This is a genomic window from Pseudomonas sp. PA1(2017), assembly GCF_001945375.1.
Classification (GTDB): Bacteria; Pseudomonadota; Gammaproteobacteria; order Pseudomonadales; family Pseudomonadaceae; genus Aquipseudomonas.
Genome location: NZ_MSXU01000001.1, coordinates 155772 through 177099 on the forward strand (window position 1 = coordinate 155772; position 21328 = coordinate 177099).

Annotated in this window: 20 protein-coding genes and 1 riboswitch; of the genes, 12 read left to right on the plus strand and 8 right to left on the minus strand. The window is 64.3% G+C overall.

Annotated elements, in window-relative coordinates; all coding sequences use genetic code 11:
• Positions 1-21 precede the first annotated feature (21 nt).
• Positions 22-1416, minus strand: a complete 1395-nt coding sequence (gene ahcY / locus BVH01_RS00705) for an adenosylhomocysteinase (RefSeq protein ID WP_075928498.1) — start codon at positions 1414-1416, stop codon at positions 22-24.
• Positions 1417-1497: 81 nt separating this feature from the next.
• A riboswitch (S-adenosyl-L-homocysteine riboswitch) is annotated at positions 1498-1650 on the minus strand.
• A 266-nt stretch (positions 1651-1916) separates the two neighbouring features.
• On the opposite strand from ahcY, the gene BVH01_RS00710 reads away from it, so the two are divergent.
• Positions 1917-2306 carry an acyl-CoA thioesterase gene (locus BVH01_RS00710; RefSeq protein ID WP_075928499.1) on the plus strand — a complete coding sequence of 130 codons (390 nt, stop codon included), beginning with the start codon at positions 1917-1919 and terminating at the stop codon, positions 2304-2306.
• 82 nt (positions 2307-2388) lie between these two features.
• On the opposite strand, the gene ligB is transcribed toward BVH01_RS00710, so the two are convergent.
• Positions 2389-4059: an NAD-dependent DNA ligase LigB gene (gene ligB / locus BVH01_RS00715; RefSeq protein WP_075928500.1), complete on the minus strand. Its 1671-nt coding sequence runs from the start codon at positions 4057-4059 to the stop codon at positions 2389-2391.
• Between the two features lie 200 nt (positions 4060-4259).
• Here ligB and BVH01_RS00720 point away from each other — a divergent pair, with 200 nt between their 5' ends.
• On the plus strand, positions 4260-4586 hold the full coding sequence (locus BVH01_RS00720; protein ID WP_075928501.1) for a hypothetical protein: 327 nt from the start codon (positions 4260-4262) through the stop codon (positions 4584-4586).
• 110 nt (positions 4587-4696) lie between these two features.
• Here BVH01_RS00720 and metK read toward each other — a convergent pair whose 3' ends face one another.
• The 3 genes from metK to BVH01_RS00735 all read right to left on the minus strand — a co-directional run bounded on the left by metK (position 4697) and on the right by BVH01_RS00735 (position 7860).
• Positions 4697-5887, minus strand: coding sequence for a methionine adenosyltransferase (metK, locus tag BVH01_RS00725; protein ID WP_075928502.1), 1191 nt, complete (start codon positions 5885-5887; stop codon positions 4697-4699).
• Positions 5884-6912 carry a metalloregulator ArsR/SmtB family transcription factor gene (locus BVH01_RS00730; protein WP_075928503.1) on the minus strand — a complete coding sequence of 343 codons (1029 nt, stop codon included), beginning with the start codon at positions 6910-6912 and terminating at the stop codon, positions 5884-5886. Before BVH01_RS00730 ends, metK begins: the two co-directional genes overlap by 4 nt.
• Before the next feature lie 72 nt (positions 6913-6984).
• Positions 6985-7860, minus strand: a complete 876-nt coding sequence (locus BVH01_RS00735; protein WP_075928504.1) for a LysR family transcriptional regulator — start codon at positions 7858-7860, stop codon at positions 6985-6987.
• Between the two features lie 111 nt (positions 7861-7971).
• On the opposite strand from BVH01_RS00735, the gene BVH01_RS00740 reads away from it, so the two are divergent.
• The 6 genes from BVH01_RS00740 to fba all read left to right on the plus strand — a co-directional run bounded on the left by BVH01_RS00740 (position 7972) and on the right by fba (position 15399).
• On the plus strand, positions 7972-9126 hold the full coding sequence (locus tag BVH01_RS00740; protein ID WP_075928505.1) for a TDT family transporter: 1155 nt from the start codon (positions 7972-7974) through the stop codon (positions 9124-9126).
• A 110-nt stretch (positions 9127-9236) separates the two neighbouring features.
• A complete protein-coding gene (gene tkt / locus BVH01_RS00745; RefSeq protein ID WP_075928506.1) occupies positions 9237-11237 on the plus strand; it encodes a transketolase in 2001 nt (666 codons plus the stop codon).
• A gap of 104 nt (positions 11238-11341) precedes the next feature.
• Positions 11342-12406, plus strand: a complete 1065-nt coding sequence (gene epd / locus BVH01_RS00750) for an erythrose-4-phosphate dehydrogenase (RefSeq protein WP_075928507.1) — start codon at positions 11342-11344, stop codon at positions 12404-12406.
• A gap of 4 nt (positions 12407-12410) precedes the next feature.
• Positions 12411-13580: a phosphoglycerate kinase gene (locus BVH01_RS00755; protein ID WP_371915314.1), complete on the plus strand. Its 1170-nt coding sequence runs from the start codon at positions 12411-12413 to the stop codon at positions 13578-13580.
• A gap of 323 nt (positions 13581-13903) precedes the next feature.
• Complete coding sequence (locus BVH01_RS00765; protein ID WP_075928509.1) at positions 13904-14233, plus strand: MliC family protein; 330 nt, start codon at positions 13904-13906, stop codon at positions 14231-14233.
• Positions 14234-14334: 101 nt separating this feature from the next.
• On the plus strand, positions 14335-15399 hold the full coding sequence (gene fba, locus BVH01_RS00770; RefSeq protein WP_075928510.1) for a class II fructose-bisphosphate aldolase: 1065 nt from the start codon (positions 14335-14337) through the stop codon (positions 15397-15399).
• Here fba and BVH01_RS00775 read toward each other — a convergent pair.
• A complete protein-coding gene (locus BVH01_RS00775) occupies positions 15392-15619 on the minus strand; it encodes a hypothetical protein (RefSeq protein WP_075928511.1) in 228 nt (75 codons plus the stop codon). The genes fba and BVH01_RS00775 overlap by 8 nt on opposite strands.
• On the opposite strand from BVH01_RS00775, the gene BVH01_RS00780 reads away from it, so the two are divergent.
• The 3 genes from BVH01_RS00780 to BVH01_RS00790 are packed head-to-tail and all read left to right on the plus strand — an operon-like array spanning position 15618 to position 17730.
• Positions 15618-16061 (plus strand): hypothetical protein, encoded by a 444-nt coding sequence (locus BVH01_RS00780; protein WP_075928512.1) that lies wholly within the window; start codon positions 15618-15620, stop codon positions 16059-16061. The genes BVH01_RS00775 and BVH01_RS00780 overlap by 2 nt on opposite strands.
• A gap of 26 nt (positions 16062-16087) precedes the next feature.
• Positions 16088-17176: a PQQ-dependent sugar dehydrogenase gene (locus BVH01_RS00785; RefSeq protein ID WP_139317763.1), complete on the plus strand. Its 1089-nt coding sequence runs from the start codon at positions 16088-16090 to the stop codon at positions 17174-17176.
• A gap of 47 nt (positions 17177-17223) precedes the next feature.
• Positions 17224-17730, plus strand: a complete 507-nt coding sequence (locus BVH01_RS00790) for a M48 family metallopeptidase (protein ID WP_075929104.1) — start codon at positions 17224-17226, stop codon at positions 17728-17730.
• Positions 17731-17732: 2 nt separating this feature from the next.
• Here BVH01_RS00790 and BVH01_RS00795 read toward each other — a convergent pair whose 3' ends face one another.
• Together BVH01_RS00795 and yccS are read right to left on the minus strand one after the other, a co-directional pair.
• Entirely contained in the window at positions 17733-18215 is a 483-nt protein-coding gene (locus BVH01_RS00795) for a GreA/GreB family elongation factor (protein WP_075929105.1), read from the minus strand.
• Between the two features lie 5 nt (positions 18216-18220).
• Entirely contained in the window at positions 18221-20410 is a 2190-nt protein-coding gene (yccS, locus tag BVH01_RS00800) for a YccS family putative transporter (RefSeq protein ID WP_075928513.1), read from the minus strand.
• Positions 20411-20646: 236 nt separating this feature from the next.
• Between yccS and BVH01_RS00805 the strand changes: the two genes are divergently transcribed.
• Positions 20647-21324: a glutathione S-transferase N-terminal domain-containing protein gene (locus BVH01_RS00805; protein ID WP_075928514.1), complete on the plus strand. Its 678-nt coding sequence runs from the start codon at positions 20647-20649 to the stop codon at positions 21322-21324.
• The last annotated feature ends 4 nt before the right edge of the window (positions 21325-21328 follow it).

Sequence of the window (21328 nt, forward strand, 5' to 3'; positions counted from 1 at the left end):
GCCCGCGCCGCGTACCGCCTATCAGTAGCGGTAGCTGTCCGGTTTGAACGGGCCGGAGGCGGCGACGCCGATGTAGTCGGCCTGCTGCTGGGTCAGCTGGGTTACGACGCCACCGAAGCCCTTGACCATCTCCAGGGCGACTTCCTCATCCAGCTTCTTGGGCAGCACTTCGACGGTCAGGCGCTCGGCTTTCTTCTCGGCGCAAAGGTCGGCAAACTTCTGCTCGAACAGGAAGATCTGCGCCAGTACCTGGTTGGCGAACGAGCCGTCCATGATGCGGCTCGGGTGGCCGGTGGCGTTGCCCAGGTTGACCAGGCGGCCTTCGGCCAGCAGGATCAGGTAGTCGTCGTTGGCGGCGTCGAAGCTGCCGGCGCCGGTGCGGTGGATCTTGTGCACCTGCGGCTTGACCTCTTCCCATGCCCAGTTCTTGCGCATGAAAGCGGTGTCGATCTCATTGTCGAAGTGACCAATGTTGCAAACCACGGCGCGCTTCTTCAGGGCCTTGAGCATGCCGGCGTCGCAGACGTTGGCGTTGCCGGTAGTGGTGACGATCAGGTCGATCTTGCCCAGCAGCGCCTTGTCGATGCAGGCGTCGGTGCCGTCGTTACGGCCGTCGATGTACGGCGAAACCAGCTCAAAGCCGTCCATGCAGGCCTGCATGGCGCAGATCGGGTCGATTTCGGAAACCTTGACGATCATACCTTCCTGGCGCAGCGAAGCGGCCGAGCCCTTGCCCACGTCGCCGTAGCCGATGACCAGTGCCTGCTTGCCCGACAGCAGGTGATCGGTGCCGCGCTTGATGGCGTCGTTGAGGCTGTGGCGGCAGCCGTACTTGTTGTCGTTCTTGCTCTTGGTGACCGCGTCGTTGACGTTGATCGCCGGGACCTTCAGGGTGCCGGCCTTGAGCATGTCGAGCAAACGGTGCACACCGGTGGTGGTTTCTTCGGTCACGCCGTGGATGCGCTCGAGCATCTGCGGGTACTTCTTGTGCAGGATCTCGGTCAGGTCACCGCCGTCGTCCAGCACCATGTTGGCATCCCACGGCTGGCCGTCCTTGAGGATGGTCTGCTCGATGCACCACTCGTACTCGGCCTCGGTCTCGCCCTTCCAGGCGAACACCGGGATGCCGGCGGCGGCGATGGCGGCAGCGGCCTGATCCTGGGTGGAGAAGATGTTGCAGGATGACCAGCGCACTTCGGCGCCCAGGGCGGTCAGCGTCTCGATCAGCACGCCGGTCTGGATGGTCATGTGGATGCAGCCGAGGATCTTCGCGCCCTTGAGCGGTTGGCTGGCGGCGTACTTGCGACGCAGGCCCATCAGTGCCGGCATCTCGGATTCGGCGATGATCAGCTCGCGGCGGCCCCAGTCGGCCAGGGAAATGTCGGCGACCTTGTAGTCGTTGAAAGCAGCGCTCATGCAGTAACTCTCCGTTAGGTTGTCTGCTGTCGACAGGTGCAACCTTGCCAGCGTCGGATGACGCGCAGGTGTCACACGATTGTCGACTGGGCGCCGTTGATGCGTTTGCTAAACGCCCTATCCGAGCCTGACAGCCTGAAAGGTTGATTCGAATCTGCCCCTAAGCATTGTGGGAATGCAGGGCTTGGGGATTCGAAACAAATCTTTCAGGTTGCTGCAGCGCCCCTCGGACAGGTGGCGGGAACGCCCGGTGGCGGGCGCGTATAACTGGGCGATTATAGCCGCGCCGGCGCGCGAGCCCAAGGCTTTCCATCGCAGCGATCAGCGTTTCTCGGTGGAGGCCGACAGGCGTAACGCGCGTTCGCCGAATGGCTCGCCGCCAGCCTTGCTGAACCCGGCCCGATAGCCTGTGTCGATAACCATTATCGATAACGCGGCAATGATCCGCTCGCCAATCTTTGCGATCATCACTGCCAATGGAACGACGGACAGGAGGGTGCATGAACTTTCATACGCGCAAGTGGGTAAAGCCAGAAGACCTCAACCCCAACGGCACGCTGTTCGGCGGCAGCCTGCTCAAGTGGATCGACGAGGAGGCGGCGATCTACGCCATCATTCAGCTGGGCAGCCAACGGGTGGTGACCAAGCTGATTTCCGAGATCAACTTCGTGTCCTCGGCGCGGCAGAGCGACATCATCGAGCTGGGCATCACCGCCACCGATTTCGGCCGCACCTCGATCACCATGCGCTGCGAAGTGCGCAACAAGATCACCCGCAAGAGCATTCTGACCATCGACAAGATGGTCTTCGTGAACCTTGGCGAGGATGGCCAGCCAGCGCCCCATGGCAAGACCGAGATCACTTACATCAAGGATCAATTGAAGGATTGAGCCCGTGCGCAGCCGCTGATCGGCGCCACATGGCAAGGCCATGGGCACTGCTGGCGGTGTCAGTCAGCCAGCGCTTTGGCCGCTACTGAAAGCCCGCCACGCCCGCTTTGCCCAACTGCTCGGCCAGCGCGACGATGTCGTTATGCTGGAAGAACGCCTGCAACTGGGCCGCGCGAGTCGGGCCGATGCCGGGTAATGCCTGCCAGTCTGCAAGGGTGCGCTGGTGCAGTTGCACCCAGCTTTGCGCCGCCAGGTTGTCTGGATTCATCGGCGCACCCAGCGCCCGCAACCAATCGTGAAACGCACGCTGCCGGGCCTCGGCGAAGCGCTTGCTGAGCAGTGTGGCGCCTCGCGGGCCGATGCCCGGTACCGCCAGCAACTGCTCTTCGCCAAGCTGCAACCAGTCGAGCAACCCGTCGATGTGCTGCGCCTCGAGCAGTTTCTGCCAGGTTCCTGCGCCGATGCCATGCAGGTTCAACGCTTGCTTGCCGCTGAGCCAGGTGAGGCGGGCATGGAACTGGCTGGTGCACGCGGGCGCGGCGCGCAAACAGCTCAGGGCGTGGTAGTCATCACTATTGGGGATTTCCAGCGGCGGGCGTACGGCGCTTTGCAGCACCACGCTTTCCAGCTTGGGAATGGTCTGCCCGGCCAGGCGGATGGCGACCTGATCTCCGGGGCGAATGTCCAGTTGCCGCCAGCGTTCCATTGAACCCGCGCTTACCACCCGGATGGTGCGGTCGTCGAGCTTCACCGGCTGCAGGCGCAGCAACGGGGTGATGCGTCCGGTACGGCCAATGCTGAATTCGACCGCCTCGACCAGCGCGAGCGTTTCACTGGCCGGATATTTCCAAGCTGCCGCCCAGTGCGGTGGTTCGGCGCGCCAGCGGTCGCTGCTGGGGCGCTGGCCCTGGCGCAGCACCACGCCGTCGGTGGCGAAGGGCAGGGGGTTGCGGTACCACTGCTCTCGCCAGCGCTGTACATCGGTTGGTTTGGCAACTGGCTGGCTGTAAGTCCGGCTGTCCTGGAAGCCCATGCGCGCCAGGCGATCGAGGCGCTGCTGGGTGTCGGCCGGCCCATTGGGCCAGTCCCAGACGAACAGGCCGATGCTGGCCGCCTGCTCCTCTTGCAACTCCTGGCGGGCCATGAAGCCCGCCACGGTGCTACGTGCCGCGGCCCCACCCTCGCTGGCCTGCACATGGCCCGGTCGCTGCAGATACAGCTCGCCTTGCAAAATCAGCGTGCCGCCGTCGTTCAACTGCTTGGGGATGGCAGCGATGCGTGTCGCCTGTGGTGTCCAGTCCTGACCGCTGTTGCCGTCGCCGCGGCTGATCACCTGTTTCAGGTCTCCGTCTTCGTAGTGCAGGGTTACCGCCACGCCGTCGACCTTGGGTTGGATCCACAGGTCGTCGCGGTTCGCCATCCACTGCGCGACGCCGCGCTCATCCGCCAGCTTGCGCAGCCCGGTCTGCGCCACGGGGTGCTGGACGTCACCTTGCGTACCGCTCAGAGGGTCGCTGCGGGTGACTTCGTTGCTGCAGCGTTGCCAATGTTCGAGGCGGGCGCGGGCCTGGTCATAGAGTTCGTCGCTGATCAGTGAGCGACCCTGGCGATGGTAGGCATCGTCCCAGTGGGCGACCTGGGCCGCGAGCTCGGCGACTTGTCGTGCATGTGTCGCCGTCTGCGCGGGGCAGTCATCGGCGTGGACGGTTGCACACAGGAGAACGGAGAAGGCAATCGCGATCCAGGCTCTCATGGGCGGAACCTCCTGCTCGGGAAATTGAGTGTTCCAGGCTAGCTGCCAGTTGGGAAAGTGGGCGCTGGCCGACATTTTGGAGTGATGGCTATTTGTTGCCACGAATGTCCGGTGCTAGAGTCCGCACCCCCGCACACCAAAAGGATTTGCCCGGCGGCGGGGTGTATTGCCGGGCCTCATCTCTGGAGGTCTAGAGTCTCATGCGTCTATCCATCGTGTTGTGTTCCGCGGCCCTGGCCGTCGCTAGCTCGTTCGCCCACGCGGCTGAGAACACCCAGCTCAAGTGCCAGCAGAAGATGGCAGCAAACGCTGACAAGATCGCCCAGGTCAAGCAACTGGCCGGGCTGCTCGGCAACAAGCAGGCTGACGACGCCATCGCCCAGGTCGAAGGTGGTTGTGACCAGCTCGGTGCCAATGCCGAAGGTGCTGCGGCTCCGGTCGCGCAAAATCAGGGCGACGGCAAGGCCGAAAACATCGCCGCTGCTGCCGAAACCCTGAAAAGCCTGGGTTCGCTGTTCGGCAAGTGATCTGCCGGCTCATACAGTGCACATGAAAAAGCCTCCGTGGGCATCGCGCCCACGGAGGCTTTTTCGTATCGGCTCACGGGTCGCCGCAGGCACGGCGACCCGCCAAGGGCTTACAGGCCGGCAGCGGCGCGCAGGTCTGCGGCCTTGTCGGTTCTCTCCCAGGTGAAGCTGGTGAAGCTGTCGTCGCCGACGGTCAGTTGCTGCGGCTCGCGGCCGAAGTGGCCGTAGGCGGCAGTCGGCTGGTACATCGGGTGCAGCAGGTCGAGCATCTTGGTGATGGCGTACGGACGCAGGTCGAAGACGTCGCGCACCAGCTTGATGATGGTCTCTTCCGCTACCTTGTTGGTGCCGAAGGTGTTGATCGAGATGGAGGTCGGCTGGGCCACGCCGATGGCGTAGGAGACCTGGATCTCGCAGCGCTCGGCCAGGCCGGCAGCGACGATGTTCTTGGCGACGTAGCGGCCGGCGTAGGCTGCCGAGCGGTCGACCTTGGACGGATCCTTGCCGGAGAATGCACCGCCGCCATGGCGGGCCATGCCGCCGTAGCTGTCGACGATGATCTTGCGGCCGGTCAGGCCACAGTCGCCCACCGGGCCGCCGATCACGAAATTGCCGGTCGGGTTGATGTGGAACTGGGTGTCCTTGTGCAGCAGTTCGGCCGGCAGGGTGTGCTTGATCACCAGCTCCATAACCGCTTCACGCAGGTCGCTGAGGCTGACGTCCGGGTTGTGCTGGGTGGACAGCACCACGGCGTCGATGCCGACTACCTTGCCGTTCTCGTAGCGGCAGGTGACCTGGGATTTGGCGTCCGGTCGCAGCCACGGCAGCAGGCCGGACTTACGGGCTTCGGCCTGGCGCTCGACCAGGGCGTGGGAGAAGCGGATCGGCGCCGGCATCAGCACGTCGGTTTCGTTGCTGGCGTAGCCGAACATCAGGCCCTGGTCGCCGGCGCCTTGGTCTTCCGGCTTGGCGCGGTCGACGCCCTGATTGATGTCCGGGGACTGCTTGCCGATGATGTTCATCACGCCACAGGTGGCACCGTCGAAGCCGACGTCCGAGCTGGTGTAGCCGATGTTGCAGATCACGTCACGGACGATTTGCTCGAGGTCGACCCAGGCGCTGGTGGTCACTTCACCGGCGATGATCGCTACGCCGGTCTTGACCAGGGTTTCCACGGCCACGCGGGCGTGCTTGTCCTGGGTGATGATGGCGTCGAGCACGGCATCGGAAATCTGGTCGGCGATCTTGTCCGGGTGCCCTTCGGACACGGACTCGGAGGTAAACAGGGAGTATTCGCTCATCTATCGATTGTCCTGGCGAGTGAGGGCCTCTCGGCCGCGTGCGTGAGTGGAAGGGTGCGCTGGAAATGCCGCACCTGAATTTGAAAACCATTGCGCAGGCCGACATACAGGCTTTCACCTGGTGTCAGGCCGGCGGCGATTGCCCAGTGGGCGAGATCGTCCTGCTCGAAGCCTAGCCAGAGATCGCCGCAGGTGTCGCGAGCCCAGCTCTGGTCGTGGCTGCACAGTTCAGTGATCAGCAGGCTGCCACCAGGGTTCACCTGTTCGGCCAGTTTGCACAGGGCTTGGGCCGGCGCGGCGAAATGATGCAATACCATGTTCAGCACCACGCAATCGGCGCCGGGGTAGGCATCCTGCAGGGCATCGGCCAGGTGCAACTGCACGTTGTTCAGGCCCTCCTGCTGGCAGCGCTGGCGGGCGAGTTCGAGCATCGCCTCGCTGTTGTCCAGGGCGGTCACGCGGGTGAAGCGGCGCGCCAGTTCCGGCAGGAAGCCGCCATCGCCCGGGCCGACTTCCAGCGCGCTGGCATGGGCCGGCAAGTCCAGCGAGTCGAGCAGCGCCACGACGCTGTCGCGGTACTGCGGCAGGCCGGCGATCAGATCCTGCTGAGCCTGGAAGCGCTCGGCGCTGCGGGCGAAGAAATCGCGGCTGGCAGCGGCCCGCTGCTGGTGCACCTGGGCCACGCGCTGGCGCACTTCGGCGGGCAGTTCGAGGTTGTCGACTTCCTGCAGCAGCGCCGCATGCAGGGCGCCGCCGGGGCTTTCGACATGGGCCAGGGCGCGCCGGTAGAAAATCGCGTTGCCTTCCCGGCGCGTCGCCACCAGGCCGGCCTGGGCCAGCACCTTGAGGTGATGGCTCATGCCCGACTGGCCGATGGCGAAAATCTGCGCCAGCTCTAGCACGCCGAATGAGTCGTTGCTCAGCGCACGCAGTACGTTCAGGCGCAACCCGTCGCCCGCGGCCTTGCACAGGGCGGACAGCAGGTCGGTGGGCTCGAAATCGAGCGAGGGCGCGCGTATGGTCATGGCGCGCAGTCTAGTCGGTCATTTTTCAGCCAGCAACCGCAATATCAAAAAGTTTTGATATTGCTGGGTCGATTAGTCAGCGGCGAGCGCCAGGAAGGCCGCCGGTGCCGGGCTCAGGCTGTTGCCCAGGCGCCAGACGGCGTGCAGTTCCCGTTCGATCTGCAGGTCATGCACCGGCACGCTCGACAGCTCGCCATTGGCCAATTCGCGGTCGACCGCCTGTCGCGACAGCCAGGCGATACCCTGGCCGTCGGCAAGCAGCCGCTTGAGCGCCTCGGTGCTGCCCGCGGCCACGCTCGCGCGGGCTTCGAGGCCGTGATCGCGGTAAGCCTGTTCGACGCTGGCGCGGGTGCCGGAGCCCGGCTCACGCAAGTACAGCGGGTAGGGCTGCAACTGCCCGGCGGTCAACGGGGCGCTGCCGGCCAGCGGGTGATGGGGTGCCACCACTGGCAGCAAGGCATCTCGCGCGAGCAGGCGGTGACCGTAGTTGGCACGTTGAAAATGCCCCTCGACGAAACCCAGGGCGATGCGGCCTTCGTCCAGTTGGCGAGTCACTTCCCGGGTGTTGCTAACTTCCAGGTTGACCAGGATGGAAGGGCGCTGGGCGCGGAAGGCCGTGATCAACGGCGGTAGCAGATATGCCCCGAGCGTAGCGCTGGCGCCCAGATGCAGCTCGCCCAGTTCGAGGTGGGCGAAGTCGCGCAGGTCGCGCTCGGCGGCGAGTTCCAGGCTGAAGATGCGCTGGGCGTAATCGAGCAGGCGCTGGCCACCTTCGGTCAACGTCACGCCGCGTGGCTTGCGGTCGAACAGCGGCAATTCCAGGCTGTTCTCCAACTCGCGAATCTCGCGCGTGACCGCTGGCTGGCTGATGTGCAGGCGCTCGGCGCCCGCGCTGATGCTACCTGCCTGTGCGACGGCATGAAAAATCTTGAGGTGGTGAAGATTCATTGCTTAAGCATGCATTGTTGGTATGGAAAGGATACTGATTATGTATTTTTCATATGGCAAGGCGGTTTTTACCCTGGCATCTGTCACTCATGCCACGGGACGACCCGACTCATGCCTCGACCTTTCACGCGCTTGCCCGAACCGCTCGCCTTCATACGTCACTTCACGCCCAACTGGTTCGCCGTGACCATGGGGACCGGCGTGTTGGCGCTGGTCATCGCCCATCTTCCTCGCTCCCTTGCCGGCGCCAGTGCCCTGGCCGAAGCGCTTTGGTGGCTCGGCATCGCACTGTTCGCCATCTTCACGCTGCTGTTCGGGCTGCGTCTGGCGCTTTATCGCGATACGGTCTGGCCGATGCTGCTGCACCCGGTGCAGTCGATGTTCCTGGGAGCGATTCCCATGGGTCTGGCAGTGCTCATCAACGGATTGCTGCTATTTGGCGAGCCGCGCTGGGGCGACGCGGTCTATGTGCTGGCGCATGTCTTGTGGTGGATCGACGCGGCGCTGGCGCTGCTGGTCGCCTGGCTGGTGCCCTGCCTGATGTTCACCCGGCAGCAGCACGCGCTGGAAAAGCTTACGGCAATCTGGCTGCTGCCCATCGTCGCCCCGGAGGTTGCTGCCAGTACGGCCGGCACGCTGGCTCCGCACCTGGCCGCCGAGGCTGGGCGCGCCATGCTGGTAGCCGGTTTCGTGCTGTGGGGTATGTCGCTGTTCCTGGCCTGTTCGCTGATCGCCCTGGTCATGCTGCGCCTGGCGCTGCACAAGCTTCCCGGCACCGATTTCGCCGCTACCAGCTGGCTGCCGCTCGGGCCGCTGGCCACGGGTTGCCTGGGCTTGCTGAATCTGGGGCGGGCGGCGCCCGAGGTGTTCGACGGCACGGCGCTGGCGGGGGTTGCCAGGCTGGCCCATGAACTGGGGCTGCTCGGCGGCCTGGCCCTGTGGGGCGCCGGGCTGTGGTGGCTGCTGGTCGCGGCGGTTTTCACCCGCCTTTACATGCGTGATGCGGTGCCCTTCAATCTTGGCTGGTGGGGGTTCACCTTTCCGCTGGGCGTCTTCACGTTGGCAACCTTCGAGCTGCATAGCCTGACGCAAATGGGATTTTTCGCTGGCCTTGGTGCCTTGCTGGCGCTGTTGCTGGCAGCGGTCTGGGGGCTGGTGTTCAGCCGTACCCTGGCCGGTATCTGGCATGGCGACCTGTTCAGGGCGCCATGTCTGGCTGGCCCGGAGACCCCGGCGGTGAGCGTTCTGAGCGCTCGCGCCGGCTGATTTGCCGACAACGGACCATCTGTCATTGCTCCGCGGGGCCTGGCTGGGCGAAAATGGGCGCCTTTTTTCGTCCAAGCTGCTTCGGCAGCCACCCCGCAGGAGATTCAGCGATGCCCAGCCGTCGTGAGCGTGCCAATGCCATTCGTGCCCTGAGCATGGATGCCGTGCAAAAAGCCAACAGCGGCCACCCCGGTGCCCCCATGGGGATGGCGGATATCGCCGAAGTGCTGTGGCGTGACTACCTGAAGCACAACCCGGCCAACCCGAATTTCGCCGACCGTGACCGCTTCGTGCTGTCCAACGGCCACGGCTCGATGCTGATCTACTCGCTGCTGCACCTGACCGGCTACGACTTGTCCATCGACGACCTGAAGAACTTCCGCCAGCTGCACAGCAAGACCCCGGGCCACCCGGAATACGGCTATGCACCAGGCGTCGAGACCACCACTGGCCCGCTCGGCCAGGGTATCGCCAACGCCGTGGGCTTCGCCCTGGCGGAAAAGATCATGGCAGCGCAGTTCAACCGCGAAGGCCACAACATCGTCGATCACCACACCTACGCGTTCCTCGGTGACGGCTGCATGATGGAAGGCATCAGCCATGAAGTCTGCTCCCTGGCCGGCACCCTGGGCCTGGGCAAACTGATTGCCTTCTACGACGACAACGGCATCTCCATCGACGGCGAAGTGCACGGCTGGTTCACCGACGACACGCCGGCGCGCTTCGAAGCCTACGGCTGGCAGGTGATCCGCAACGTCGACGGCCACGATGCCGAAGAAATCAAGATGGCCATCGACACCGCACGCAAGTCCAGTGATCGTCCGACGCTGATCTGCTGCAAGACCATCATCGGTTTTGGCTCGCCGAACAAGCAGGGCAAGGAAGAGTCCCACGGCGCCGCCCTGGGCCACGATGAGATCGCCCTGACCCGCGCCGCCCTGAACTGGAACCACGCACCGTTCGAAGTTCCGGCCGACATCTACGCCGAGTGGGATGCCAAGGAAGCCGGCCTGGCTGCCGAAGCCGAGTGGGACCAGCGCTTCGCTGCCTACTCCGCCGCCCATCCGGAACTGGCCAACGAATTCGTGCGCCGCATGGCCGGCGAGCTACCGGCCGACTTCTCCGAAAAGGCCAGCGAGTTCATCCGCGCGGTGGCCGAGAAGGGCGAAACCATCGCCAGCCGCAAGGCCAGCCAGAACTGCCTGAACGCCTTCGGCCCGCTGCTGCCGGAGCTGCTCGGCGGTTCGGCGGACCTCGCCGGTTCCAACCTGACCCTGTGGAAGGGCTGCAAGCCGGTAGTCGCCGAAGATGCATCGGGCAACTACATGTACTACGGCGTGCGCGAGTTCGGCATGAGCGCGATCATGAACGGCGTCGCCCTGCACGGCGGCCTGATCCCTTACGGCGCGACCTTCCTGATGTTCATGGAATACGCCCGCAACGCGGTGCGCATGTCGGCGCTGATGAAGCTGCGCGTGCTCTACGTGTTCACCCACGACTCCATCGGTCTCGGTGAAGACGGCCCGACCCACCAGCCGGTCGAGCAACTGACCAGCTTGCGCACCACGCCGAACCTGGACACCTGGCGCCCGGCGGATACCGTCGAAGCTGCGGTGGCCTGGAAGCACTCGGTCGAGCGCAAGGATGGCCCGAGCGCGCTGATCTTCTCCCGTCAGAACCTGCCGCATAACCTGCGCGACCACGAAACCGAAGCGGCCATCAGCCGTGGCGGCTACGTGCTGAAAGACTGCGCCGGCGAGCCGGAGCTGATCCTGATCGCCACCGGCTCGGAAGTCGGCCTGGCCATCCAGGCCGCCGACAAGCTGAGCGAGCAGGGCCGCAAGGTCCGCGTGGTGTCGATGCCGTCGACCAACGTCTTCGACCAGCAGGACGCTGCCTACAAGCAGTCGGTGCTGCCGCTGCAGGTCACCGCGCGGATCGCCATCGAAGCTGCCCATGCGGACTTCTGGTACAAGTACGTCGGCCTCGAGGGCCGCGTGATCGGCATGGAAACCTACGGTGAGTCGGCGCCCGCCGGCCAGCTGTTCGAGCACTTCGGGTTCACCGTCGAGAACATCATCGGCACCGCCGAAGAGCTGCTCGACGCCTGAGTCAGAGACGCCGCAGGGTGGATGAGGGTTTGCCCGTCCACCCTGCTGCACCCGGTGGCTCGAACCACGTGGTCCACCTTACGGTTGTTCATCCGAGATAGCCGATGTCCCATCGCTCCTACCGCGTTGCCCTGAACGGCTATGGCCGCATCGGTCGTTGCGTTTTGCGTGCGCTGCATGAGCGGGCAGGCGAGGCTCGGCTGGAAATCGTCGCGCTCAATGACCTGGCCGACCAGGCCAGCATCGAATACTTGACCCGTTTCGACTCCACCCACGGGCGTTTTCCCGGCGAGGTCAAGGTCGCCGGTGACCATCTGCACATCAATGGCAAGCCGCTCAAGGTGCTGCGCCAGCGCGAGCCCGAGGGTGTCGACTGGCGTGCGCTGGATATCGACCTGTTGCTCGAATGCTCCGGCCAATACACCACGCGCGAGCAGGCCGAGCGCTTCGTGCGTGCAGGCGCGCCGCGGGTGCTGCTGTCGCAGCCGATGGCCAGCGAGAGCGATGTCGACGCCACGGTGGTGTACGGCGTCAATCAGCAGTGCCTGACGGGCAGCGAGCGCCTGGTTTCCAACGCATCCTGCACCACCAACTGCGGCGTGCCGCTGCTCAAGCTGCTCGACGAGGCGGTGGGGCTGCAATACATCTCTATCACCACCATCCACTCGGCGATGAACGATCAGCCGGTGATAGATGCCTATCACGACGAAGACCTGCGCCGTACGCGCTCGGCCTTCCAGTCGGTGATTCCGGTGTCCACGGGCCTGGCGCGCGGCATCGAACGGCTGCTCCCGGAACTTGCCGGGCGAATCCAGGCCAAAGCCATTCGGGTGCCGACGGTCAACGTGTCCTGCCTGGATATCACCTTGCAGACCGCCCGCGACACCAGTGCCGAGGAGATCAACCGGATCCTGCGCCAGGCTGCCGAACAGGGGCCGCTGCAGGGCCTGCTGGCGTACACCGAATTGCCGCACGCCAGTTGCGACTTCAACCATGATCCCCATTCGGCCATCGTCGACGGTAGTCAGACACGGGTTTCCGGGCCTCGCCTAGTCAACCTGCTGGCCTGGTTCGACAACGAATGGGGCTTCGCCAATCGTATGCTCGACATGGCCGTGCATTATCTCGATGCCGCCGCTCACTTATCACCAGCCCCTGTTAAGGACTGATTCAATGACCCTGAACATCGCGAAAATGGCCGACCTTGATCTGCAAGGTAAGCGCGTGCTGATCCGTGAAGACCTCAACGTGCCGGTCAAGGACGGCGTTGTGAAGAGTGATGCGCGCATTCTTGCCGCGCTGCCGACCATCAAGCTGGCCCTGGAAAAAGGCGCTGCGGTGATGGTCTGCTCGCACCTGGGTCGTCCGACCGAAGGCGAATTCAGCGAAGAGAACAGCCTGGCGCCGGTAGCCGCCTACCTGAGCAAGGCTCTGGGCCGCGAGGTACCACTGGTCAAGGATTACCTGAACGGTGTCGAACTGAAGGCCGGTGAGCTGGTGCTGTTCGAGAACGTGCGTTTCAACAAGGGCGAGAAGAAGAACGCCGACGAGCTGGCCCAGCAATACGCCGCCCTGTGCGACGTGTTCGTGATGGACGCCTTCGGTACCGCTCACCGCGCCGAAGGTTCGACCCACGGCGTGGCCAAGTTCGCCAAGGTCGCCGCGGCCGGCCCGCTGCTGGCCGCCGAACTGGACGCGCTGGGCAAGGCCCTGGGCGCGCCGGCCAAGCCGATGGCGGCAATCGTCGCCGGCTCCAAGGTGTCGACCAAGCTGGACGTGTTGAACAGCCTGAGCGGCATCTGCGACCAGCTGATCGTCGGTGGCGGAATCGCCAACACCTTCCTGGCCGCGGCCGGTTTTCCGGTCGGCAAGTCGCTGTACGAGGCTGATCTGGTCGACACTGCCAAGGCCATCGCCGCCAAGGTCAACGTGCCGCTGCCGGTCGACGTAGTGGTCGCCAAGGAGTTCTCCGAGTCTGCCGCCGCGACCGTCAAGGCGGTCGCCGATGTGGCCGACGACGACATGATTCTCGACATCGGCCCGCAAACCGCCAAGCAGTTCGCCGAACTGTTGAAAGCGTCGAAGACCATCCTGTGGAACGGCCCGGTCGGCGTGTTCGAGTTCGATCAGTTCGGTGAAGGCACCAAGGCCCTGGCTCTGGCCATCGCCGAAAGCCCGGCGTTCTCCATCGCTGGCGGCGGCGACACCCTGGCAGCCATCGACAAGTACGACGTTGCCTCGCGCATTTCCTACATCTCCACCGGCGGCGGCGCCTTCCTCGAGTTCGTCGAGGGCAAGGTGCTGCCGGCAGTGGAAATCCTTCAGAAGCGTGCAGCCGAATAATCGACGGCAGGCTGTTGGGGTCGGTACGGGCCGTTTTGGTACAGACCCTAAACCTTGGCGGGCCCCGGTGGTCATTAACCTTGTATGGAAATCAGCCAGCAAGGAGTGACCCCTATGCGTAACGCGGCCGTGGTACTGATGGTATGTGTGGTTCTGGGCGGATGTGCAGGTGGCGGATCGCCTCGCGATGATGCTTGCCGTGTCTTGAGCCCGGCGGAAATCGATCTGCCGACCACGCGCGAAGATCAGCGCATCGAAGGGCAGAGCACAGGTGACTCGACGCCGCCTATAGGCGAGCAGAACTGCTAAGCAAGGAGACTGCGATGAACCGTTTCAAATACGCTGCTGCATTGCTTGGGCTGGCCATGCTGGCCGGTTGTGCCGGCAAGGACTACGCCGATAGCCAGCAATGGAATCGCTGGGTCTGTGATAGCCAGGCCGAGGTGTTCTGGCGTTATGCCGACCCGGCTCACGAACAGGTTGATCTGCGCATGGGCGGCAGCGATGTCGTTCACCGCCTGAGCCTGGAGCCTTCCGGTTCCGGTGAGCTGTACAGCGACGGTACGCTGTCCTTCCATGCCAAGGGCGAGGAAGGCCTGGTCTACCGCACCGCCAATGACGATTTGCTCGGGCGCGGCTGCAAAGCGCCCTGAATGACCTGCGAGCGGGCTGCCCCGCTCGCGCAAACTTGAATAGCGCCTGCCACTGCGGCAGGCTTGCACGATCAACGAGCCCTATCGGGAGATAGCAAAACATGGCACTTATCAGCATGCGCCAGATGCTCGACCACGCCGCCGAATTCGGCTACGGCGTGCCGGCCTTCAACGTCAACAACCTCGAGCAGATGCGCGCCATCATGGAAGCTGCCGACAAGACCGATTCGCCGGTCATCGTCCAGGCCTCCGCAGGTGCCCGCAAGTACGCCGGCGCGCCGTTCCTGCGCCACCTGATCCTCGCCGCGATCGAAGAATTCCCGCACATCCCGGTGTGCATGCACCAGGACCACGGCACCAGCCCTGACGTGTGCCAGCGCTCCATCCAGCTGGGTTTCAGCTCGGTGATGATGGACGGCTCGCTCAAGGAAGACGGCAAGACTCCCGCCGATTACGACTACAACGTGCGCGTCACTCAGCAGACCGTTGCCTTCGCTCACGCCTGCGGCGTTTCGGTCGAAGGTGAGCTGGGCTGCCTGGGTAGCCTGGAAACCGGCATGGCCGGTGAAGAGGACGGCGTCGGCGCCGAGGGCGTACTCGATCACAGCCAGCTGCTGACCGACCCGGAAGAAGCCGCAGCTTTCGTCAAGGCCACTCAGGTCGACGCCCTGGCCATCGCCATCGGCACCAGCCACGGCGCCTACAAGTTCACCAAGCCGCCAACCGGCGATGTGCTGTCCATCGAGCGCATCAAGGAAATCCACAAGCGCATCCCCAACACTCACCTGGTGATGCACGGCTCCAGCTCGGTGCCGCAGGATTGGCTGGCGATCATCAATAAGTACGGTGGCGACATCAAGGAAACCTACGGCGTGCCGGTCGAGGAAATCGTCGAAGGCATCAAGTACGGCGTGCGCAAGGTCAATATCGACACCGACCTGCGTCTGGCCTCCACTGGTGCGATCCGTCGCTTCATGGCGCAGAATCCGGCCGAGTTCGACCCGCGCAAATACTTCGCCAAAACCGTGGAAGCCATGCGTGACGTCTGCATCGCTCGCTACGAAGCCTTCGGCACCGCCGGTAATGCGTCCAAGATCAAAGCGATCTCCCTGGAAGGCATGTTCCAGCGTTACGCCAAGGGTGAGCTGACCGCCAAGGTCAACTGATCCCCGCATCTGGCGATTGCCCCGAAAGCCGCCTGCCCGTCGTAATGGGCAGGCGGCTTTCGTGCATTTGGCCGGGGCGATTTTGCAGCGGTGTTTTTGCCATGAGTATGCCGTCACGGATGATCATCACTTCACGAAAAACCATGTAAAACTCCTGATCCGCGACCTCGCAAGCGCTGCGCCATACTGGCGCCTTGTGTTTCAGGATGTTGGCTCCCATGCCTCAAAATTCTCGCCCATGGCTGCCATTCGGCTTGGCCGTGCTGGTTGCCACCGTGCTCGGCAGCATTGTCCAGACCCAGTTCAACCTCGCCGCCCTGCAACAGCTCGGTGCCGATATTCCTCCAGGCATTCGCTTGAAAACCACGGCCCATGATCTGCTGGGGTTCAGCCCCACGCTCGCGGCCCTGGTGGTCGCAGCCTTCCTCGTTGCCTTGCCGCTGACTGCATGGCTGGCGCCCGCTCAGGGCGCGTTGCGCTGGCTGGCCTTTCTGCTCGCTGGTGCCCTGGCCATGCTGCTGGCACTGATCTTCACTAATGCGGTGGCGCCGATGCCGACCTTGATCGGCGCCAATCGCACCCTTGCCGGGACGCTGGCGCTGATGCTCTGCGGCAGTCTGGGCAGCCTGGTGTTCGCACGTTTCAGCGGCGGCGCCCGATGATGGTCACTTCCAAAATCAAGGGTGTGATGGTGAAAGCTGTCTTGCTGATCGTGGGAATCTGCGCGAGTGCGCTGGCCCACGCCGATTACCGTATCGAAACCGTTACTGGCGGGCTGGCACATCCCTGGTCCCTGGCATTTTTGCCGGATGGGCGCATGCTGGTGACCGAGCGTACCGGGCAACTGCGCCTGATCGATGCTCAGGGTCAGCTTCAGGCCGAGCCGGTCAGTGGGTTGCCGACACCCTTCGTGGCCACTCAGGCGGGATTGATGGAGGTGGCGCTGGACCCGCATTTTGCCAGCGATCCGTGGATTTATCTCAGCTACGCCCATGGCGAGCTCGATGCCAACAATACGCGGCTGGCTCGCGCTCGCCTGGTCGACGACGAGCTGCGCGATTTCCAGGTGCTGTTCACCGCCCTGCCGGCCAAGGCGGGCGCCTCGCACTATGGCGGTCGGATCGTCTTCCTTCCGGACGACACCCTGCTACTGACCCTGGGCGATGGCTTCGACCAGCGTGAGCAGGCGCAGAACCCGGCCAACCATCTGGGTAAGACGGTGCGTTTGAACCGCGACGGCAGCGTTCCGCGAGACAACCCGCTGCGTGGTCAGCCAGGCGCTGCCGAGGAAATCTACAGCCTGGGGCACCGCAACATCCAGGGCGCCGTCTACGATCGCCAGCACGAGCGCCTGTACATCCACGAGCACGGCCCCAAAGGGGGGGACGAGCTGAACCTGCTGCAGCCCGGTGGCAACTACGGCTGGCCGCTGGCTTCCTTTGGCATCGATTACACCGGCGCGATGGTCACGCCGTTCACCGAGCTGCCGGGTTACCTGCCACCGGAGCTGCACTGGACGCCGTCGGTCGCGCCCTCCGGATTGGCGCTCTATACCGGTGACCGCTTCCCGCACTGGAAGGGCGATCTGTTCGTTTCCACGCTGGCCGAAAAGAGCGTGCGCCGGGTGCGGCTCGACGGGGGGCGCTTGGCGGGCGAGGACATCCTATTCGAGGAGCTCGAGGAGCGCATACGTGGCGTCTACGACGGTCCGGACGGTGCCCTCTACCTGCTGACCGACAGCGCCGATGGCCGCCTGTTGCGCGTGGTACCGCTGTAATCGGGTGGGGCATAATGGGCTGCCTCAGCCACCTCTGCCATGCCGCCATGACGCCGCTCAAGTACCTCCAGGGTTACCCCGCCTCGCTACAGGAGCAGGTTCGCCAGATGATCGCGGGTGAGCGCCTGGGCGATTACCTGGCGCAGCGTTATCAGGGCCGCCACGCGATCCAGAGTGACAAGGCTCTGTATGCCTATGTGATGGCGCTCAAACAGGAGCACCTGAAGAATGCGCCGGCCATCGACAAGGTGCTGTTCGACAATCGCCTCGACCTGACCCACCGTGCTCTCGGCTTGCATACCACCATCTCCCGAGTGCAGGGCGGCAAGCTCAAGGCCAAGAAGGAGATTCGCGTCGCTTCGCTGTTTCGCGAAGCGGCGCCGCAGTTCCTGCAGATGATCGTGGTGCACGAGCTGGCGCACCTGAAGGAAAGCGATCACAACAAGGCGTTCTACAAGCTCTGCGAATACATGCTGCCGGACTACCAGCAGCTGGAGTTCGACCTGCGCCTGTACCTGACCTGGCGTGACCTGCAGGCCGGTGCGCTGGCCTGAGCTCAGTAGGCTTCGATGATCTCGTGGTGCTGCGAGCGGCCGGCAACGGTCAGCTCGACCTCGTCACCGACACGCCGCCCGAGCAGGCGCTGGCCTAGCGGTGCATCGGGGCTCAGCACGAGAATCGTGCGCTGCTCGACCTGCACCTTGATTGCCGCTCCCTCCGGGCCGAGAAACAGCCATTGCCGCTGGTCGTTCTCGTCGGCCAGCAGCACCAGGCTGGTCAGTCGAATACCTTGGGCATCGTCATAGGCGCGCACCTGCAACTGGCGCCAGACGCGCAGGCGCAGGCCGATCTCTTCCACGCGTCGAGCCTGCCCGGCTGCCAGATAGGCAGCCTCCAGCCCAAGGGTGTCGTATTTGTTCTCGGCAACATTCTCTTCGTGAGTGGCCGTTTCATGGGCGACCCGCGCCGCCTGTTCGGCGGCCTGTAGCTCCACGCCGAGGCGCTCGATGACCTGCTGCAAGATGGCGTGCTTGTCCATGGCCATCAGACTCCGCTAACCGGCTTTTCGCGGTTCTTGAGCAGGTGCGCTGCCAGCGTGCGCAGCGGGCCGAGCTGTCGGGCGATCAGCGAGAGCTGGGTTTGCACCAGGCGCTGGGCGTCGTCCAGATCATCGGGCATCTGCTCCAGGCAACTGGCGAGATGCTCTTCATGATCGCTCTGGATCACGACGGGTGTCTGTTCGCTGAGGCCGCGGGCAATCTCGTCGAGGCTGTCGGCCAAGCGCAGGGCACTGGCCGGCAGCTCGTTCTGCTCGTCGGCCAGCAGGGCTTCGCCGCGATGTGCGCCCAGGCCCGACAGGTAGCTGAGCAAGGTGTGGGAGAGCACCAGGAAGCGGAAGCCGATATCCGCCTCCTTACGAAAATGCCCAGGCTCCATCAACATATTGCCCAGGGTGGTCGACAGCGCCGCGTCGGCGTTGTGGGCGTTGCGCCGTGCCAGGCGATAGGCGAGGTCGTCGCGCTTACCTTCGGCGTACTGACGCATGATCTGCCGCAAGTAGGTGCTGTTGCAGCTCAGGGTGTTGGCCACCACGCGATTGAGCCTGCGGCCCTGCCAGTCCGGCAGGATCAGGAACACCGCCACGCCGGCGATCAGGCTGCCGAGCAGGGTATCGAACAGGCGCGGCAGGATCAGCCCGTAGCCGTCGCCCACCTGGTTGAAGCAGAACAGCACCAGCAGGGTGATCGCTGCCGTGGCCACGGTGTAGCGGCTGGAGCGGGTGGCGAAGAACACCACGCCGGCAGCGACGGCGAAGAAGGCCTGGATCAGCTGCGCCGGGAACAGGTCGATCAGCGCCCAGCCCAGCAGCAGGCCCAGCACGGTGCCGACGATGCGCTGCACCAGCTTCATGCGCGTGGCGCCATAGTTGGGTTGGCAGACGAACAGGGTGGTCAGCAGGATCCAGTAGCCCTGGGTCGGGTGAATCCAGTGCAGCACGCCGTAACCGGCAGCCAGGGCGATGGACAGGCGCAGGGCATGGCGGAACAGCAGCGACGTGGGGGTGAGCTGCAGACGGATGCGCTCCGACACATCGCGCAGCGACTGCGGCTCGCGGTCGAGCAGCGAGCTGTCCTGCTCCTCGGCCAGGGCATCGGGGTTGCTGGCACTGCTGAGCAGGCGGTCTAGCGTACCAAGATTGCCGGCCAGGGCGCCGAGCGAGCGCAGCAGGTGTTTCCAGGCCGGGTTGCTCTGGATGCGCAGGTGTTCCAGAGATGCCTGCAGGTCGGCCTGGGCCTGGCTGTAATGCTCGCCATACTCGAACGGCTGGCGCAGCTCGATGGCCTGGGCCAGGGCATGGCAGGCCTTGCCGTGCAGGCGCAGCAGGCGCTGGCAGCGGAACATCACGTCGCTATGGAAAAAGGCTTCGGCCAGGGCGTTGTAAGGGTAGTGCGAGGAGCTGGCGCGCTCGTGGATATCCTGGGCGAGAAAATACAGTTTCAGGTAGCGGCTGACCTTTGGGCCGGGACGCCCATTGCCGACCCGGTGCAGAATGATTTCCTTGGTCGCGTTGAGCGCTGCCACCACCCTGCCATTCTGCTTGGCCAGATCCAGCCGCCGTGCTTCCACGTCCAGCTGGCGCAGCGGCTCGAATAGCGCGGCCTTGAGCTTGAGGTACAGGCCCAGCTCACGAAACAGTCGGGCCAGGCTCTGTTGCACCGGTTGGTGGGCGAACAAGGCATGCCAGAGCACCGACAGCACACCGTACCAGGCGGCGCCCGCCACCAGTAGCAGCGGCTCCAGCCACAGCCCGGCTACGCCGCCGCGCTGTTCCACGCCGATCATGCTGTACACCGCCAGAATCAGCGTGGCCGAACCGAGCGTGGCGAAGCGTTCGCCCAGGGCGCCGAGCATGGTCAGGGCAAAGGCCGACAGCGCCAGGGCACTGACGAACAGCCAGGGATAGGGGAACAGGAACTCGACCGTATACGCCGCGGCACTGAAGCACCCCAGGGTGACCAGCAACGCGGTGAGCCGGCCCTGCCAACTGTCATCGGTTTCCGCCAGGGCGCTGGCGATCACGCCGAGAAACAGTGGAATCAGGCTGTGCATCCAGCTCTGATGCCAGCACAGCGCCAGACTGCCGCCCAGGGCAATGAACACCCGAAGGCTGTAGCTGAACTTGTCCAATGCCCAGAGGCGACGCAGCGAGTGGCGCAAAGAGGGGGACGGCATCCGGATCGCGACCTTTAGGGAAAATGACTGACACGCTGCTCAACGCGGCGTTTCGATTGTGCCTTGCCTGCATCGTTCAGTGCGAGAGGCCGATTGCGCATTCGAAGCGCATGCTGGACGCCGCCCTCGTCCGATGGGTCACCGCGGCTGAACTCTGCGCGCGGGGCCTTGCTCCAAGATTCATGCACCGCCCGCCGGCGCAGGCAGGCCCCGCCATCACTCGACAGGAGCGCCCCATGATCGATCTCCATTACTGGACGACCCCCAACGGCCACAAGATCAGCATCTTTCTCGAGGAAAGTGGGCTGGATTACGACGTGCACCCGGTCAATATCGGCGAGGGCCAGCAATTCGAGCCGGCTTTTCTGAAGATATCGCCGAACAACCGGATTCCGGCCATCGTCGACAACAATCCCAGTGACGGCGGCGAGCCGATCTCGGTGTTCGAGTCCGGCGCGATTCTTGAGTACCTGGCCGACAAGATCGGGCGTTTCATGCCGCTGCAGCCGCGCTTGCGCGTGCAGGTTCAACAATGGCTGCACTGGCAGATGGGCGGGCTGGGGCCAATGGCCGGGCAGAACCACCACTTCGTGCGCTTCGCGCCGGAGCAGATTCCCTACGCCATCGACCGCTACGTGAAGGAGACGGCGCGCCTGTATGGCGTACTGGATCGTCAGCTCGAGGGGCGTGAGTACGTGGCCGGTGACTATTCGATCGCCGACATGGCCATTTACCCCTGGGCCAAGGGCTGGGAGTTGCAGCGCCAGCGTCTCGAGGACTTCCCCAACATGGCCGCCTGGCTGGCACGCATGGGCAAACGACCAGCGGTGCAGCGTGCTTATCAGGTTGCCGAAGCCGTCGGTCAGCGCCCCGAGGAAGTCCTGACCAGCGAGGCGCGCAAGGCGCTGTTTTGATGCG